We start from the raw sequence: 18,012 nt of genomic DNA, 5'->3' as shown, positions 1-18,012 counted from the left end.
TCTTTAGGAAAGAAATTGAGGTTTAATGAAATTTTGACCGGAGATTTGACGTACTCAACTAGCAAGATCAAAAGCATTCTCTAATGAATCTAAACCTTACCAATAAAGTCATTATCGTTACGGGCGGTGCCAAAGGCATTGGCGAAGGCATTAGTAAAGTATTAGCCTCTGAGGGGGCCATTCCCGTGATTGTAGGGCGTAGTGAGGCTGATAATCTGAAAGCCGTCGCCGAAATTGAAGCCGCAGGCGGACAGGCTTTTCAGGTGCCTGCTGAATTAACGCAGCCTTCTTCCTGCGAAAAAGCCGTTCAGCAAACGCTGGATAGATTCGGAAGAATTGACGGACTGGTTAATAATGCCGGGGTCAATGATGGCGTAGGACTGGAAAATGGCACCTACGAAGACTTCGTTGCCTCACTTCATAAAAACGTCATTCATTATTTCCTGATGGCCAAACACGCCCTCCCTGCCTTGAAAGAATCCAAGGGAGCTATTGTTAACATTGGCTCCAAAACGGCAGAAACGGGTCAGGGTGGTACTTCGGCCTATGCCGCTGCCAATGGCGGTCGGAATGCCTTAACCCGCGAATGGGCTGTGGAGTTACTAAAATACAGCATCCGGGTCAATGCCGTCATTGTGGCGGAAAGCTGGACGCCTCTTTACGAACGCTGGATTAACGGCTTGCCTAATCCCGAAGAAAAGCTGAAAGAAATTACCCGTACCATTCCCTTCGAGCAACGCATGACGACTACCGAAGAATTAGGGAATACCGTCGCGTTTCTGCTTTCGGAAAAATCCAGCCATACGACGGGACAGCTTATTCACGTCGATGGTGGTTATGTTCACCTGGATAGAGCTCTGGCTAATGCCTAATACTCAGATGAATTCGATTCATCTATTTCATTTAGCTCAACCCTATTAATCATTTTATACCTCCTCTAATCCTAATTTTCATGGCACTTGGACCTTCGTCTGAAAAAGTAACTATTAAAAATGGCTCTGCTTCCGGCAGTTATTTGATACCTCTGGCTCTCGTTACGAGCTTGTTTTTTTTATGGGGTCTGGCCAATTCACTCAATGGCTCACTGATCAAACAATTTCAAATTGCCCTGGATTTAAGTCGATTTCAGGCCGGTATTGTTGACTTTGCTTTTTATCTCGGTTACTTTTTCATGGCTCTGCCCGCAGGTTACGTCATGCGAAAGTTCGGCTATAAAAAGGGAATCCTTCTGGGCCTGATTTTATACGCCGCCGGAGCTTTTCTGTTTTATCCTGCGGCCAGTGCCCGCGTGTACGGTTTCTTCCTTTTTGCCCTGTTCATGATTGCGAGCGGCATTGCATTTCTGGAGACAGCGGCTAACCTCTACGTAACTGTTCTGGGAGATCCTGAAACTTCCGAATGGCGGCTTAATTTCTCGCAGTCTTTTAATGGCATTAGTCTCATTATTGGTCCCATCATTGGTGCTCTCTTTATTTTTTCCCAAACGGAATACACCCCCGAAATGCTGGCTAAGCTACCCGCAGCCGAAGTAGAAGCAATCCGGGTGCAGGAAGCACTTTCCGTACAGGGACCTTATCTGGCCATTGGTTCCATTGTGGCTTTTGTGGCTTTGGTTTTTGCCGTAGTGAAAATGCCGGAAGTAGGAGCTGAAGAAGAGAAGTCAGCCGGAAAAATTTCCATTACGCATTTATTCCGTCACAAACATCTGGTATACGGTATCATTGCCCAATTTGCCAATGTGGGAGCTCAATCCGTTTTATGGGGATACTTCGTAGACTTTAAACTTGATTTTTCCCGGGAAAAACACTGGGTACTGGCGGAAGGATGGATGAAAATCATCAGTAGCATCAGCGGACTGGATGCTTCTTCGCTTTCCAATACTCAAATTGCCGGTTTTCACGCGTCCTTTGCTCTGGTTTTATTCATGCTGGGCCGTTTCGTAGGCACTTCCCTCATGGCTCGCATGCCTGCTCAACGCGTGCTGGCGATTTACTCCGCCGCTGCGGTAGCATTTGTGGCCATTGCTGCCCTCTCTGGTGGTCTGGTTGCGGTTATCTGCCTGAGTTTTACCTATTTTTGTCAGTCTATTATGTTCCCAACCATCTTTGCACTGGCAACTAAAAACCTGGGCGTAGAGGCGAAGATGGCTTCGTCACTGATCATTATGAGTATCGTAGGCGGTGCCGTTTTACCGCTGGTCGCTGGCTTACTTTTCCCTTCTGGAGCAGCAGCAGCCTTGCTGGTACCCTTTGTTTGTTTTGCTTATGTAGTATTCTTTGCCGTAAAAGGATATCGTGCCGATTATTAATCGTATAATTAGATACATCTCTATTCCAAGAAGTCAGATGAACCCTCTGGCTTCTTTTGCTCAATACCTTTCCTTATCTCTAAATTTTTCTTAAAGAGAATCCTTTCCCCCTATCTTTGTGTTATCTCAATAGTTTACTGTCTTCAGTTTACCGATTATTTAGAAGAATATACAGGTACGGTTCGTTGTTAACCTAGTGATTCATGAATGGATCATTGAAAACAGAAAACCGTACACTGACAACTCAAAAAAACGCAAAACAAATCGAATGAGTGGATGGATTATGGCAGGGCAATTATTGCTTGGCCTTTCAATACTGGTAGGATTACACGAGTTTGGACACTTCTTCTTTGCCAAGCTCTTCAAAATTAGAGTTAATAAATTCTACATCTTTTTCGACTTCCTTTTCCCGCTTCCCAACGTCGGAAACTTTGCTCTCTGGAAAAAGAAAATTGGTGATACCGAATACGGTATTGGCTGGTTTCCTCTGGGCGGTTACGTGCAGATTGAGGGCATGGTGGATGAAACGCAGGATGCAACCCAGCTTTCTTCGGAGCCGAAACCCTGGGAATTCCGGGCTAAACCCGCCTGGCAACGTTTGTTGGTAATGCTGGGTGGTATTATTGTGAATATCATTACGGGGATTATCATTTTCTCAGCCCTTTCCTACCAGAATGGGTACAACTATATTCCCGTTTCAGAGGTAAATAAAAACGGGATTGTGGCTGGTGAATTAGCCCGCGAAATTGGCCTTCGTACGGGTGATAAAATTCTGAAAGTGAACGGTCAGCCCGTTAAAGATTTCCGGCAGGATGTAGTGGGCCAGGTATTGCTGGAATCCAATAGCACCTATACGATCGACCGCAATGGTCAGGAGTTAACCATCCCTGTTCGTAATGATCTGGCTGGTTTACTGGCCCGCGATAACAACCCCGAACGCTTCCTGAGCACCTTTGCTACGCTTGATGACGTAGCCCGCGTAGCCGAACCCGAAAAACCCGGTCTTTTTGCTCGCATTCTGGGTAAAAAAGAACAGAGCTTCCCAGCTTTCGAAGCAGGGTTTAAGGAGGGTGATAAAATTCTCTCCATTAACGGCACACCCATCAAGTATTACCACGAATTTTCGGACGCTCTGGCGGCTAATAAAGGTAAAGTAGTGGACGTCGTGGTTAACCGAAAAGGTAAAACTCAAACGCTGAAGCCTAAAGTTACCCCCGAAGGAAAGCTGTTATTATACCTAAACCGCACTCCTTTGCAGAAACCTGCTCACGAAGACTACAACTTCGGTCAGTCCGTGGCAGCAGGTACGTATGATGCCTTTGATGTAGTAGCAAAAAATGTAAAAGGCTTTGGTAAAATCTTTAAAGGTGAAGTAGCCGCCAGCGACGCCATTAGCGGTCCGGTGGGTATTAGTAAACTTTACGGAGAAATCTGGGACTGGAATCACTTCTGGACGGTAACGGGTTTGCTTTCCATGGCTCTGGCCTTCATGAATGCTTTACCCATTCCGGCTCTTGACGGGGGCCATGTTATCTTCCTGTTGTATGAAATGATTTTCCGCCGGGCTCCTTCCGAGAAATTCCTTGAACGTGCTCAGCAAATCGGTACCATCCTGCTGTTAGGGTTAATGGTATTTGCTGTCGGAAATGACCTGTTTAAGTAATAGATGATGGTGAGTAAGCTAAACCGTTGGCTGATTTATTCCCTGCTGGTCATTGGGTTTTCGGGGATTACCGCTTTTGATTCGGGCAAGCATGATTTTCATAATAGCCTGACTGAAATGCGTTATAATCCGAAAAACAAAGCTTTTGAAGTAGAGATCAAGCTCTTTACCGACGATCTGGAAACGGCTTTGAATCGGGGTAATAAAGGCCCAAAAATTCGTATTCTGGATAAAGATGCGAACGACAAGTTAGTTGAAGCCTACGTTCGGAAACATTACAAGTTTACCAACGCAGCGGGAGCTATCAAACCTTATCAGTACGTTGGCAAGCAGAATGAAATGGATGCCACCTGGGTATTCATCGAAATGCCCTTCAGCGATCCGATCAAAGGTTGTAAACTTCAGCAATCGGCCTTAACCGACGTTTTCGATGATCAGCAGAACATCGTTAATCTGAATTTTAACGGCGATAAGAAGTATTTTCTATTCAATGAAAAAGTGCTCGTTCGGGTAATTGAGTAGCTTCATTCTATAAAAAGAAAACGCCTCATTCATTAATTGAATGAGGCGTTTTCTTTTTATAGAATCCTATTTCTTTACCAGTGTAGTCTTCTGGATCAGCTCATAGACTTTCTCCAGATCTGGATCAAGGTTACCCATGAAATCCATCGAAGTGAAAGCGACCGGGTAATCAGGCATCACGCCCCGACCTTGGTTAGTATCTGTTACCGCAGTTAGAGCCTTAAAAAGTGGGATCCGAATACGAACCTGACTTTCGGGTAAGGTCATGTAAGGAATGGCCCAGGCCGTACAGCCGTTACGCCCCCCGCCTGTTTCTCGTCCGATAACTACGGCCCGTTTCCAGAATTGAAGATTGGCCGTGGTTATAGAAGAAGCAGAGAATGAGCCTCCATTGGTAAGGATGTATAAATCGCCGTGAAAACCGTGTTTTTTCTTAGGCTTTTGCACTCTCGTGGCACTGCGAATAACGAGCCGCCCATCGTCCATTTTTTTGCAAATTACCTTCATCAGGATCATTCGGGCAATCCGCTCATTGGTGTAACGATTGTACTCTTTTTTAATCGGTAAACTTTCTACGGATCGGTAAGCCTGAAACGGCTCCTGCATCAGATACCGCATCAGCAGGTTACTGGCGGCTACTTTGCCTCCCCCGTTGTTACGTAAATCAAGAACCAGATGCTGAATGTGATTCCGCTCAATTTCACGGAATAACTTCCGGTATAGTTTGCGGTAATTACCCATACTAAACGTGTTCAGGTCCAGCAAGGCCAGACTGGAATCGCGTTTGGAAATCGATAATGTGGCATTCTTGCTGCCGTATATTCGAATCATGGCAGGCTCAGGAGGCCGCACCTGCCCCGTAACGGGCGTGGTGGGTGTGAGTGGAATGTTCGCAGGTCTAACCTTTTTCTCGTTTTTCTTTAACGCTACGAAATAACTTTTCTCCTGCTTCAGCGAGTCCAGAATAGTTACCTCATATTTATCTTTTTCACCGTACCAGTAGCGGTAATACATCGGGAAATTGTTAAGAATAGTCGTATTCTTAAACGTTTGGTTATATCCATCCGAAATCACGATTTTCCGCAACGAGTGGTAGGTATCTAATGCCGGACGGCCTTCGATTTTCACGATTTCTTTGCCTTTATAAAGCTCCGGCTGATTACTCATATTCGAGGAGATAAAAATTCGGTTGTCTACCTCGAAAACACTCAGGGGAAAGTCGTTTGGCGTATGGTGCTTCCGCCAGCGTTCGAAGCCTTTAGAACCCCGAACGGTTGTATGCCCGCAGTGCACCATTTCAATCAGCGGATCCAGCAGTCGACGAAAATCTGCTTCCGTCATGGGTTGCGTGATGGCCTGAGCAGTAGCGTCAAAAGCCGAATCCAACTGGGCTTTGGGGGTATACCAATACAAACCCGGATGTCCCGACTCGAGTCCTTTCCGCATAATCTTCAGGTCTTTTTGAAGTTGACTTACTTCAAAAGTTCGTTGCGGAGCATAGGCTCTTCGGGAACAGGCTGAAATGCTGAGCAGAATAAGAAATAGCCAGAAGATATTTTTCATACACCCTAATGATACTTCAGAAAACCGTAGGTATGATTTAGTAACGTTCCCTGATTCAACTATTGTATTTTCCTGGTAGACAAGGTAACAGGAAGTCCCCAATATTGAATAAATTCCTTTTGAATTTACAAAAAGTAACCCATTTTCAGCAATATAATTCCGGGCATTTGTTAATTTTATTAAAGTCACTTTCAGCAACGCACTATGGCCAATGCATCGCTTCGCTTACTAACGGCTCTTCGCCGGACAGCTCAGAAACTTCAGCAGGGTTCTCCTTATATGTGGGGGCACATGGGTTGCTGCAACTGCGGTAACCTCGCTCAGGAATTAACTCAGCTAACCAAAGCGGATATTCACGAATTTGCTTTACAAGGCCGGGGAGACTGGCGGGAACAAATAGAAGAATACTGCCCCACCAGCGGATTACCCATGGATCTGTTAATTGCAGATTTATTAAATCATGGCTTAACCACCTCTGATCTCCAGCACCTGGAACGGCTCTCTGACCCTAAAATCAAAGCCCTGATTCCTCTGGAACGGAGAAATCAGATGCGGCATAACGTTCGGGAAGATGTGGTTTTATATATGAAAACCTGGGCGGATTTGCTCGAAGAAGAGTTGCTTAAAAACGTTCAGCTGCCCGAGTTACTGCCCGTTGCTGAGGAAGTTTGAGTGGGTTTGAATTAGTTTGATGAGGTTTGAAATATCGTAGTCACTCGGCTGGAGCCGAGCGGCGGGAAACTGCCGTATGGTGGGAACGAGAGGGAATCTCGCACCAGTGGCGTTTCTTTTGTTGGTCCAGTCCCTCGCAGTCGCTCGGCTCTAGCCGAGTGACGCTCTAGTCTGGTAGGTCTCTGGCCAGTGTTAGCAAGTCTGTTTTGATTGGGGAAAAATTGTTGACTGATCCCCTACTGGTTCGCCCTCTACCGGCCAGAGGCCTAGAGCTAGCTAGTCACTCGGCTAGAGCCGAGCGACTGCGGATGGGGGTTTCCGAACGCAACAAGAGACTTGGGTAGAATGGGGCGGGGCTAGTTTAGTCAAGTTTTTGCATGACCCAACCAACTCGAAAAAGGTCATAAGATTCCCTCGCAGTCGCTCGGCTCTAGCCGAGTGACGCTGTAGCCTGGCAGGCCTCTGGCCGATGTTAGCAAGTCTGTTTTGATTGGGGAAAAATTATTCTCAGATCCCCTACTGGTTCGCAGTCTACCGGCCAGAGGCCTAGAGCTAGGTAGTCACTCGGCTAGAGCCGAGCGACTGCGGATGGGGGTTTCCGAACGCAACAAGAGACTTGGGTAGAATGGGGCTAGTTTAGTCAAGTTACCGCATGACCTAACCAGCTCGAAAAAGGTCATAAGATTCTTCGCTTCGCTCTGAATGACAGACGCTGATGATCAATATAAAATGGACTTACCTATTGAAACCCACGAGGCTGGGCTCTTTCGAAGTAACCAAAATCAGTTTGTGAATTTGCGGTAGTAGCCAGTATTCGCCGGGTATTAATGGTTTTCACCGTTTTTCGAATAATGGATTGTGAAGAATACGCTCCGCCGGGAACGTACTTATAAGAAGCATCCAGGCGGACGGGTACCTTTCGGGGATACGTTTGGGTTGACGAAGGCTGTAGCTCCACGACATCAATCAGATAAGTAGTAGGAATCTGGAAATTGTAGAGTGTATTAACCGTAATCGTCTGAACCGTAGGCAGTGGTATTCGGGGCCACTCCAGAAGGTTTTGGGGAGCTTTGAAAATCACCACCGCATCCAGTCCCTGCGGAGCCATTTCCAAATCGCTGGCATTGGCATTGATGATAGCAACATTAGGAACGGCTGGATTATCCACGTCAGAAGGACGAATACCCCGGTAAAATTCAAAATTTGCCTGACTTAGATCTACCGTCAGGCCTGCGGTTTTGGTGGGGATCATTTTTCCGTCCCGACCCACATAACCCGTTTTATGATTTTGAGCATTTTGAGCAATAATGATACTTTCTCCGGGCTTGACGGGATACTGACTACCATTTCCCGGAATCATCACTAACGTATGAGCGTAGACATAATCGGTATTAGCCTTATCTCTCCAAGCAGCTGGGATATTCAAGGATTTACTCCAGTCATACTGCCCGGTTTCGGCTACCAGAAACTCAGACGAAATACTCCGGCTTCGCACCCCTTGCAATAAGCCCACACACAAACTGTCAGCGTATAATTCGGCGTTCGAGTTATTATAAATTTCAATGAACTGGTCCCGAATTCCAGCTCCATTCAGGGTGTCTGACCCCGCGTAATAGACTTGCTTAATAACCCAGTTCCCCATCGGATTTACTTTCAGCGTAAGCCTTGTCGGAATCGTGTTACTGGCGGTAAAATTTACGTTGATCAACGAATCTATCAGCACCACGTCCTGATCAACGGGAATGCCCGTATAACTTGAATATTCCTGCATTTGAACAAGTCGCCGGGCAATGACCGAATACACCCCGCCTACTACTCCCGGAAAGGTGACTCTCCCCGAAGCATCCGTTGTGGCCATCCACTGCTGTCCGGCATTCCGGTCCTGAAGTAATACCTGCGTATTTACCGGAGATAGGCCCGCATTTTTCAGACTTTCTTCCAGCTCGATCTGAATTTGCACATCCGTAGCGTCCAAAGCCGGGTCCAGGGTTAATTTACAGGAGGTTAGGAAGGCACCCAGGCCCAGAATCAACAGGCTTAATAAGGCGTATTTTCTGATTTTCATGGAAGGCGGTTCATACTTTCTACGGTCCTCAAAAGTAATCACAAAAGGCCGGAATGAAAATTTACCTCTACCTTTGCCCCGTTCCTCTAGCCTGGACAGCGTTATGGTTACCCTGGCTGGAAAAGCTTTTTTATAGAAAAGAAAACAACAACAGGCTTGAACTGGGCATGATTATGCACATCTTCGGCTGATTTTTTTATACAAACCCTAATTACTAGTCTCATGGCAGCTCAATCTGGCGACAAGGTTCGCGTTCACTACACAGGTAAACTCACCAGCGGTGTTGTTTTCGATTCTTCTGAAGGTCGCGACCCCCTTGAATTCACGCTGGGTAGCGGTATGGTTATCGCCGGTTTCGATTCAGGTATCACCGGAATGCAGGTGGGCGAAAAGAAAACCGTTCACATTCCTGTGGCTGAAGCCTATGGCCCTTCTGATGATAATCTGGTTTTTGAGTTTAACCGCAGTGACCTTCCCAAAGACATTCCTTTTGAAGTAGGTATGCAACTCAATATGCACGCAGATGGCGAAGGTCAGGTTGTTCCTGTAACCGTAACCAGCGTTGCTGATGATAAAATTTCAGTAGATGCCAACCACCCTTTGGCTGGGCAGGATCTGGTTTTTGAAATTGAATTAGTAGGGATTAACTAATTCCTATCTCAGTTCTGGAACAGAAAATAGCGGAAAATAAAAGCTTCCGCTATTTTTTTGTTTCAGGCCTTCTCTTCCTTCCGCGTTTTTCGTAAATTAGTAGGCCCTTTTTTTGCCCCCTAAGTAAAGTCTATGAAACAACGCGTTTTTTTGGCGGACGACGATGAAGATGACCGTTTCTTCGCAACCCAGGGTATAAACCCTGACGCAGACTGCGAGCTTACGCTTTTTACGAATGGCGAAGATTTGATTCATCACCTGGAAAAACTTCCCACTAGCGAGCAACCCACTCTGATTTTTCTGGATTTGAATATGCCTCGGATGAATGGCTTTGAAACCCTGGCGATTCTTAAAGAAAAATGGAAACATATTCCAGCCATTATCTTAACCACTTCCGACCATGAGCGGGATCGGGAAAAGGCGGCTCGCCTGGGGGCTGATGATTTCCTCACCAAACCTGACAATTTTAATCGGCTGAATGAAGTATTAACTTCTATTAGTTCCTGCTGGAAAGCCTGATTGGTCAAGCAGTAGGCTATAATAAATCCGGTTTACGCACGTCTTTATTGATTAAATCACTTTCAATAATTCCGTCGCGAAGTCGGATGATTCGATGCGAATACAGAGCAATGTCTTCTTCGTGAGTAACCATCACGATGGTGTTCCCCTTGGAGTATAACTGGTCGAACAGATCCATAATCTCGTAACTGGTCTTGGTATCAAGGTTTCCCGTGGGCTCATCAGCCAACAAAATCGAAGGATCATTTACCAAAGCCCGAGCCACCGCTACGCGTTGACGCTGTCCACCCGAAAGCTCATTCGGGCGGTGATGAGCCCGGTTTTCCAGCCCTACTCCTTTCAGCGTTAACATGGCTTTCTCAATACGGTCGGCTTTGGAATAACCCGCGTAAATCAGCGGTAAAGCCACGTTCTCGAGGGCCGTTTGACGGGGCAATAAGTTGAAGGTCTGGAAAACAAAGCCAATTTCCTTATTGCGAATTTCAGCCAGTTGATTCTCTCCCATCCGACTTACATCGTGACCATTCAATACGTAAGTTCCTGAAGTTGGCGTGTCCAGGCAACCTACAATGTTCATCAGCGTACTTTTCCCTGAGCCCGACGGCCCCATAAAGGCCACGTATTCCCCTTTCTGAATAGAAATGGTAATATCTTTTAACGCCTCGACCACTTCGGTCCCCATGACGTAGCGTTTCTGTATGTGTGTGGTTTCAATGATGTTCATAAACCCAAGTCCAGTTATCGGCTTACCCGATTGGATAAACTTACTGACTCATTGAAAGTCTTGCTGACGTTTTTCGATTAAAGCTCGTTTTTGCTGATAGACGGGCAGGAAACTTTCGTATTGTCCTGGAAAATCATTTTGCAGTATTTTCAGTTTTTCTTCGGCGTACTGGGTCAGGCTTAATTCCAGGCTTTGCAAAATGTACAACTTCAGAATTTCGGGCGAATCCTGACGATAGTTCAAGGCGTTGTACAAAGCATTATACGCTTTCTGCGGCTCTTTTCGCTGATTGGCTTCGGCGGTGTAGCGTTCCAGCACTTTAATGTTAAGCGGATTACGCATCAATTCTTCCGAACCATCACCCGTCCAACGGGTGGGCGGAGCCTGTTCGTTCGCTACTTCCCGATTCAAAAAGGCCGCCAGCGGCTTCCTCCATCGATCACCGGAAGCGGCGGTATCGGCCATCGCTCGGGCAGATAGGATGTCCAGTCCCTCCAGTTTATTGCCGTCATAATACGAAACCAGGGCATGCAGATACTGTAAATCGTCAAAATAAGCTGCATTACCTTCTTTCTCAGATAAAGTACGTAACGCTGAACCTGTCACGGGGGGCGTTTTTCCGGCTTTAATATCCGATAAAGTAGCATTTGATACTAAAGCGAACTGAGCGAGAGTCAACACCGAATCCGCCCCGATACTAATCTTGGTTTCGGACGATTTTCCATTCAATAACTCAACGGCTTTCTGGTTTACCTGCACCGAAACGTAATCCGAAGCCTGTTCACTGGCTAATTTTTCAGCCGCTGGCAGGTCTCCTTTACGCAGATACAAAGCCATCAGATTTGTCGCAGGTACTCCTGCTTGTCTCGTTAGTTCAATGGCTTTTGCGTAATAATACTGAGCAGAATCCAGACCGTTCGCCTTAGCGTGTAAGTACGCCAGATTGGACATTAATTCACCATTGTTGGGAAACCGTTTCTGTCCATCCCGAGCGGTGAAGAAGGCATCAAACGCCAGTTCTTCATTTGTCAAACTTCGGGTTAACCCGGCATAGGCATAAGGCGATGGATTTTTAGCCACAGCCTGACGGAAGAAACCCGCAGCTGAAGCAAAATCGCCCTGAATCCAGGCCAGGGAAGCCAGTCCGTAATTAGATTTGTGGTTTTGAAAATCAAATTCCGCCCCCTGTTGATAGAAGGTCTCGGCCAGGCGATAATCCTGCCTGGCTGCAGCCAGATCGCCCTGAGTATTATAATAACCAGCCACTCCTTGCTGAAAGACGTAATAGTTGTTGTAATACATCAACACCATGCACAGAATGACGGAAAGTCCGCGAGCATGGAAACTGGCAATGTAAGCGGGTTTGAACAGCACAATATGCACGGGTTTCCCTTCACGCATCTGCGGCCCGAAGTTGAGTAATACGTAAAAGAAGAACAGAACGCCGCCCGTCAAATGAGCATAGTTAATTCCCTGAGAAAGGGATTCAATCGCGGAATCATTTGCCGTGCTATTTACGTAGGCCAGAACGGAGACGGCAATGGTTACTAACCCCAGATATAAACTGGCTCCCTGCGGCTGAAAAGACCAGTAACTGGCTCGTTGGTCGTCTCTTTTCTTTTGTCCCCACAATCCCAGAATGATAGAAATCGTAAAAACCACGAAGGGATTCAGGTATAACAAATCCCAATCGATTCGGCGACTGGTATGCAAGTCCGTTAAGAGTAAGTTACCCAGGTAAAACAGACTCAGGACGGTAAAACTAGGCAGGCTGTTTCGTCCCGACTGATTGGTAGCCAGCCAGGTTAACCCAATCATGATTTCAAAAGAAACCCAGAAAGCTACCAGAATAACCAGCACCATTCCGGCAGGGTAACCGTAGGCCAGAAGATCAGCGGGCGTTGCTTTTCCAACCGTACAAAGCAAGGCCACGCTGACCACAATTAATACTTTAAAAACAATAAATCGAATGAGTAAACCTGCGTCCCGTTTAAAGGCTTGAAAGTAAAAGCTAACGCCCACAAAGACGGTAACCAGGATTATAGTAGCCAGTCGGTCGGTGCGGCCCAGAATGGCATCTATTTGTAAGGAACTGGTTAGCAGAATAAAAGCCGTCATGGCTCCGAAATACCAGAGCCGGGGTAAGGCCGACGTTGCCATTAAGGTGATAGCCACGCCCACTAAAGCCAGAATGAGACAAACCCAATCGGTCAAAGGATGGTTTACTGACATGGGGGAAGCCACAAACTGCTCGGTCAGAGCATAAGCCCTCGCCTGAATCTGGAATTTTGAACCATTGGCCTCAAATTGATCCAACCCAAAAGGCATTTCTCCCAGCTCACTCAGCACGTCCCAATGAATAACCGAGTCAACGCCCTGATAGGCAAAAAAGGCCCATGCTATTAAACCAACTACGAATCCGAACAATCCAATGTAAAAAAGCCTCTGGTAAGGTCGAGGCCATGCACTCCAAAAAATAGCTGCCTGCATGCAAGTAGGGGTAACCGTTTCCGGTGGTAATAAAATTATTCGTAATTAAAACGACACAAAGAACGTTTCTATTGACTATTAGCCCTTCGGTTGACGTACTTTGTTTTTATAATTTCCTCCCGTTCAATCATGTTTTTAACTAAATCCCTCCCCCGCCTGTTCAGTTCCAGTGGTTTTTTACTGGTGGTTCTCTGCTTCTTCTTCAACTTCATGACCATCAGTTGCAATCACGAACCCGTAGCCACGATTACGGGCTGGAGTTTGGTAAAGGGCGGAAAGCCACAAGCCGTCGTGCCCAAATGGGCGGAGGGATTAAGTAACGAGGATATCAAAGAATTGGGTCAAAACGGAAATGCGGCCCTTACCCAATCCCGCCGGATTCCGATGCAACCCGCCGCCGCTGCCGTGGTGTTATTGTGTGTATTAGGCATTGGCATGAGCTGGGCTCCCGAAAAAATTACTCTGTATGGTAACAGTATCGCTTCTGGCTTAAGCATTATTCTGCTGGTCATGCTGCGTTACTTTTTGTCAGATTTTGATACCATCCTAAACACGGCTACGGTAGACCTTAACCCTTTGTCGAAGGAAGATTTACAGTTTATTCGCCTCTTTTCCATTGACTGGAACTGGCCCTACTGGATGGCTTTAGGTATCCTTCTTGTGATTTTTGGCAATACAGGTTACCAGCTTTTACGAAAACGCTCCTAGTTTTGTCGGAAATTGGTTGATTATTTTACTCCTTTTCAGCCTTATTAAATGGAATATATGTCACAGACTGAAGTAGAATACCGTCACGTTGTTGCGAATTGTAAAGATCTTTTCCTGAAAAAAAATCGGGATTATGGCACTGCCTGGCGGATTTTACGCCTGCCCAGCCTGACGGATCAGATTTATATCAAAGCCCAGCGAATCCGGCAGTTGCAGGAAACGGGCGTTTCCCGCGTGGGAGAAGGGATTACACCGGAATTCATCGGCATTATTAATTATTGCGTGATGGCCCTGATTCAGCTTCAGTTAGCCGACGATCCAAGAATGGATATTCCAACGGATGAGCTTTCGGCTCTGTACGATCAGGAAATCAACGAAACCATTCACTTATTACTCAACAAAAATCACGATTACGGCGAGGCCTGGCGGGCGATGCGAGTGAGTTCGATGACAGATATTATCCTGATGAAACTCCTTCGTACCAAACAAATTGAAGACCTCGGCGGACAAACGCTGGTGTCGGAAGGCGTGGATGCCAATTACCGGGATATGGTTAACTATTCCGTTTTCTGTCTCATTCTGATGGCTCAGCAACAATCCGAGCAATAACTTTTCAACCGCCGCTACATGATCCGTTTTTTACTTTCCTGCTGGCTGGTACTGTTTTTCTTCGGTACCTCACTGGCTCAACTTGACTCCACACGTCGGAAACCCGTCTGGAAACCGTTCATCGCTCCATTCAGTCTGATGACGGCAGGTTTGGTAACTCAGGGAAGTATCAGCCGGGAAATCCGTCGGAGCGTTCGGCAGGAATTTCCAAACTTTCAGACCAAAGCCGATAACTACCTGGAATTTGTTCCGACGCTTGTTCCACTGAGTTTGGGAGCACTCGGCGTTAAAGGGAAACACGCGTTCAAAGATCAGTTGGTATTGATGGTGTTATCGCAGGGGGTAGCTAACTCCCTCTCGTATGGCTTAAAACGGATTATTCAATATCCCCGTCCCAACGGGGATGATAACCTTTCCTTTCCCTCCGGCCATACGTCGGTAGCGTTTACAGGAGCGGCGGTGTTATCAAAAGAATACGGCGAACAAAGCGTCTGGTACAGCATTGCGGGTTACGGCATCGCCACGAGTGTGGCCGGGATGCGGGTGCTAAATGACAAGCATTGGGTCGCTGATGTTTTATTCAGTGCCGGTTTAGGCATCGCTTCTACCGAAGCCGTGTATGCCGTTTACCCCTGGATTCAGCGGAAAATCTTCAAGCAAAACAAACTCGCCGTTATGCCTTTTTACTCGGGGCAGACGTATGGGCTCGCGATGGTTGCACCACTTTAGGTAGTTTTCAGTTGTCGGTTTACTGTTTTCAGTTATTCTTTTACGCCGTGGTTAGTGTCTCACCAACCACTGTTTGCGTTTACAGATTCCCCGGATTAGCATCCGGGGCTACTATTACATTTAACCCCTATGGAGTTTTTATCAAGCCTTACGCAGACAGTGGTTGGTGAGACACCAGCCATGGCGGAGCTATGAAGTCGTGGCTCTACAAATCCTTAAGCGTTTGAAGTCCTTTTGATCAAATCCTATTGATTAGAAAAGATAACCTACGCAAACAGTGGTTGGTGTCTCACCAACCACTGTTTGCGTACAAATGGCTGGTGTCTCACCAGCCATGGCGTAAGGGGAGAGCCAAACGCGATGAAGTCGCGTCCCTACAATAAAAAGGCCCGAAACGCTTAAGCATTCCGGGCCTTTTTAATCCATTCTATGGTATTAGAAAGGATAACCTACGGCAATGTTCAGGACCAGGTTCTCTCTCCGCCAGTTCCGATCACGGAAGTTGATTTTGTCTAGTACCCAACGATTTTCTTCAGCAAAAGTAGGATTACGGAGAGGAGTTGCCAGATCAAAACGTAGTACAAAATAGGTAACGTCGATTCGCAAACCAACCCCGGCCCCTACCGCTATTTCTTTCATGAAGTTCTTAGATATTACCGCTCGTTCATCGTACTGGGTTGGGTCTTTAAACATCCAAACATTCCCAGCATCCACAAAAAGAGCTCCCTGTAAGTATTTATTAAACTGGGTTCTTAACTCTGTACTTGCTTCTAATTTAATATCTCCTCCACCATCTTGCAATAATATGGTTCGGCCCTGACGTGCGAAGCTTCCTGGCCCAATTCCCCTTGGCCTAAATGCCCTAACGCTTGTACTACCCCCTATGAAGTATTGTTTTACAAAAGGTAAACTACTGGAATTCCCATAAGGAATACCTGCACCTGCGAAGACTTTAGAAGCCCACGTTGAATGTCTAGATATTTTTAAATAATGTCTACTATCGATGTCTGCTCGTACATATTGAGAAAAAGCCAAATTAAATATTTCCTTTTTCCCATTCCCATCACTATCCCTAAACAAGAGTCCTGCTAAGTTACCCGCAGGTTCAAAATTAAAGATAAGTTGCTGGGAGTAACGGCTCTGATTTTGTAATGAAGAATTAAAATGTAAAGAATATAAGCTACTTGGGATGAGCTGTACTCCTTGTACTACTGCATTATATTGAGCAGCTAATGATGTATTAACAGTATCAGTTAATGCCTGATAGTAACGATCACCTAAACTGCTGGCTGGCACATAGACGTACGTCATACTCAATGGAATAATCGTGTGTTCTACTTTCTGATTACCCCGGAACGAATAGCCAAAAGTACCTGTAAATGAATTCAATCTATATAACTGACTACGAGCAATGGCTTGATAGCCCAGTGTTACTTCAGTTTTAGGCAATACCTGCCGACGATCATAATCAATCCGAATGGGACTCACTAATCTCGGGAAAGTAATCGAAGCATTCAGACCGTAACTAATATTGGTTAAGCCTTGCCCTCCTGCACCAAATTGAGATTCAATTCCCCCGGTTGCATTAATGGTTAACAGCTCAGCTCGTTTGAAAATGTTTCGGTTTCGCCAGCTAATCGTAGCCTGCGAACCCGTCAAGCTATTGGATTTAGACGTTCCGGCAATTTCTAAACGTAAAGACTTTTTGGGATATGGAGTCAGGTAATAATGTACATCCAGCACGGTAGAATCCCCCTGAACAGCCGGAGCAAACCGATTTCGAACGAATTTGAATGTCCCTAAGTTAATCAGACGAGAAAGTGTAATATCCTGAACCCGGCTATTGTACCGACGGCCCGGCTTGAACCCAATGACATCCTGAAAAAGTCGATCATCGTAGGTACGGTCTGGATCCACTACCTGAAAACCGGAAATCGTTCGAAAAGCTTCACTCCTATTGGTATCCTGAGCAGCGGTATTTAACGTAAAATTAGGATAGATATAAACGTTCCTGATGTAGTATTGCTGTCCAGCCGCCACGGGCATTTCTGGCTTCAAGGCCAGGTATAGTTTTGCTTTGTAATTGTTGCGGGACGTATCGCCTAAAATGGCTACGTAATCAGGAATAAAGTAATAATACCCTTTTCGCTTCATTTCCTGGCTGATTCGCTCGCGTTCGAGCTTCAGATTTTCCAGTCGGTAAGGAACGGGTGGTTTGAGTAAGGTTTGCTGCTGGGCCAGTTTGAAGTCTTTCCCAACCTGAGCAGTGTCGGTAATAAATTGAACCGAATCCAGAGTATAACGGCGGTGTACCGTTACCTGATAAACACCTTTGGCCTTATAGCCTTTTTTATCTTCTTCAATTTTTCCGGCTACTTCCGAGTGAAAGTATCCTTCGTTTTCCAGAAAAGACTTCCACACATTCGCGTTCGTTACTACGGAGCGAGCACTGGCAAACACAGGTTCACGGCCCAGTTTCCGGCGAAGCGTCGCCCGAAAGCTGGAATCTTTTTTAGGCTCTCCAATGACATAATACAGCCAGACCCGGTAAGGAAATCCAAAGATGGTGCTATTGGGCTTAGGTCGGGCCAGGCCTTCCAACTCACTTTTAAGAGCCTTCCGATCGCTACTGCTTACCCCGTCAAAAGGTAACATTTCAATCTCCGTTCCGCTATAAAGCCGTTCATTGGCGGGCAAATGCTTCGCCACATTACAGCCCGATACCAGAGCAGCAAAGCTGAGTAAAATCAGATATATTTTAAGAGAGTACTTCAATGGATGAAAGGGTT

Annotated in this window: 16 protein-coding genes; 11 read left to right on the top strand and 5 right to left on the bottom strand. The window is 46.2% G+C overall.

Features of this window, described 5'->3' with window-relative positions; translation table 11 throughout:
• Positions 1-83: 83 nt before the first annotated feature.
• From QE390_RS12130 to QE390_RS12115, 4 genes are all read left to right on the top strand, one after another.
• Complete coding sequence (locus QE390_RS12130) at positions 84-872, top strand: SDR family oxidoreductase (RefSeq protein ID WP_307142331.1); 789 nt, start codon at positions 84-86, stop codon at positions 870-872.
• An 80-nt stretch (positions 873-952) separates the two neighbouring features.
• Complete coding sequence (gene fucP, locus QE390_RS12125; RefSeq protein WP_307142330.1) at positions 953-2,308, top strand: L-fucose:H+ symporter permease; 1,356 nt, start codon at positions 953-955, stop codon at positions 2,306-2,308.
• A gap of 268 nt (positions 2,309-2,576) precedes the next feature.
• Positions 2,577-3,971 (top strand): RIP metalloprotease RseP, encoded by a 1,395-nt coding sequence (gene rseP, locus QE390_RS12120; protein WP_307142329.1) that lies wholly within the window; start codon positions 2,577-2,579, stop codon positions 3,969-3,971.
• Between the two features lie 3 nt (positions 3,972-3,974).
• A complete protein-coding gene (locus QE390_RS12115) occupies positions 3,975-4,493 on the top strand; it encodes a DUF6702 family protein (RefSeq protein WP_307142328.1) in 519 nt (172 codons plus the stop codon).
• Positions 4,494-4,559: 66 nt separating this feature from the next.
• Here QE390_RS12115 and QE390_RS12110 read toward each other — a convergent pair whose 3' ends face one another.
• Positions 4,560-6,056: a S41 family peptidase gene (locus QE390_RS12110; protein WP_307142327.1), complete on the bottom strand. Its 1,497-nt coding sequence runs from the start codon at positions 6,054-6,056 to the stop codon at positions 4,560-4,562.
• Between the two features lie 204 nt (positions 6,057-6,260).
• Here QE390_RS12110 and QE390_RS12105 point away from each other — a divergent pair, with 204 nt between their 5' ends.
• The gene (locus QE390_RS12105; protein ID WP_307142326.1) at positions 6,261-6,728 is read left to right on the top strand and encodes a hypothetical protein; all 468 of its coding nucleotides are present in this window, start codon (positions 6,261-6,263) and stop codon (positions 6,726-6,728) included.
• A 739-nt stretch (positions 6,729-7,467) separates the two neighbouring features.
• On the opposite strand, the gene QE390_RS12100 is transcribed toward QE390_RS12105, so the two are convergent.
• The gene (locus QE390_RS12100; protein WP_307142325.1) at positions 7,468-8,793 is read right to left on the bottom strand and encodes a DUF4876 domain-containing protein; all 1,326 of its coding nucleotides are present in this window, start codon (positions 8,791-8,793) and stop codon (positions 7,468-7,470) included.
• A 53-nt stretch (positions 8,794-8,846) separates the two neighbouring features.
• Here QE390_RS12100 and QE390_RS12095 point away from each other — a divergent pair, with 53 nt between their 5' ends.
• The 3 genes from QE390_RS12095 to QE390_RS12085 all read left to right on the top strand — a co-directional run bounded on the left by QE390_RS12095 (position 8,847) and on the right by QE390_RS12085 (position 9,963).
• Positions 8,847-8,984, top strand: coding sequence for a hypothetical protein (locus tag QE390_RS12095; RefSeq protein ID WP_307142324.1), 138 nt, complete (start codon positions 8,847-8,849; stop codon positions 8,982-8,984).
• Positions 8,985-9,015: 31 nt separating this feature from the next.
• Positions 9,016-9,444 (top strand): peptidylprolyl isomerase, encoded by a 429-nt coding sequence (locus QE390_RS12090; protein ID WP_106636219.1) that lies wholly within the window; start codon positions 9,016-9,018, stop codon positions 9,442-9,444.
• A 132-nt stretch (positions 9,445-9,576) separates the two neighbouring features.
• Positions 9,577-9,963 (top strand): response regulator, encoded by a 387-nt coding sequence (locus QE390_RS12085; RefSeq protein ID WP_106636218.1) that lies wholly within the window; start codon positions 9,577-9,579, stop codon positions 9,961-9,963.
• A 16-nt stretch (positions 9,964-9,979) separates the two neighbouring features.
• On the opposite strand, the gene QE390_RS12080 is transcribed toward QE390_RS12085, so the two are convergent.
• Both QE390_RS12080 and QE390_RS12075 read right to left on the bottom strand, forming a co-directional pair.
• Entirely contained in the window at positions 9,980-10,687 is a 708-nt protein-coding gene (locus QE390_RS12080; protein WP_106636217.1) for an ABC transporter ATP-binding protein, read from the bottom strand.
• Positions 10,688-10,735: 48 nt separating this feature from the next.
• The gene (locus QE390_RS12075; protein WP_307142323.1) at positions 10,736-13,177 is read right to left on the bottom strand and encodes a lipopolysaccharide assembly protein LapB; all 2,442 of its coding nucleotides are present in this window, start codon (positions 13,175-13,177) and stop codon (positions 10,736-10,738) included.
• Positions 13,178-13,306: 129 nt separating this feature from the next.
• On the opposite strand from QE390_RS12075, the gene QE390_RS12070 reads away from it, so the two are divergent.
• The 3 genes from QE390_RS12070 to QE390_RS12060 are packed head-to-tail and all read left to right on the top strand — an operon-like array spanning position 13,307 to position 15,223.
• Entirely contained in the window at positions 13,307-13,885 is a 579-nt protein-coding gene (locus QE390_RS12070) for a hypothetical protein (RefSeq protein WP_307142322.1), read from the top strand.
• 57 nt (positions 13,886-13,942) lie between these two features.
• A complete protein-coding gene (locus QE390_RS12065) occupies positions 13,943-14,494 on the top strand; it encodes a DUF1599 domain-containing protein (protein ID WP_307142321.1) in 552 nt (183 codons plus the stop codon).
• An 18-nt stretch (positions 14,495-14,512) separates the two neighbouring features.
• Positions 14,513-15,223, top strand: a complete 711-nt coding sequence (locus QE390_RS12060) for a phosphatase PAP2 family protein (protein ID WP_307142320.1) — start codon at positions 14,513-14,515, stop codon at positions 15,221-15,223.
• A gap of 435 nt (positions 15,224-15,658) precedes the next feature.
• Here the strand turns inward: QE390_RS12060 and QE390_RS12055 are convergent, their stop codons facing one another.
• The gene (locus QE390_RS12055; RefSeq protein ID WP_307142319.1) at positions 15,659-17,998 is read right to left on the bottom strand and encodes a BamA/TamA family outer membrane protein; all 2,340 of its coding nucleotides are present in this window, start codon (positions 17,996-17,998) and stop codon (positions 15,659-15,661) included.
• Between the last annotated feature and the right edge of the window lie 14 nt (positions 17,999-18,012).

The sequence above is a fragment of the Siphonobacter sp. SORGH_AS_1065 genome (assembly GCF_030818595.1).
Taxonomy (GTDB): domain Bacteria; phylum Bacteroidota; class Bacteroidia; order Cytophagales; family Spirosomataceae; genus Siphonobacter.
Note: the sequence above shows the minus strand (reverse complement) of the source record. Positions and strands in the feature narration are given on the sequence as shown.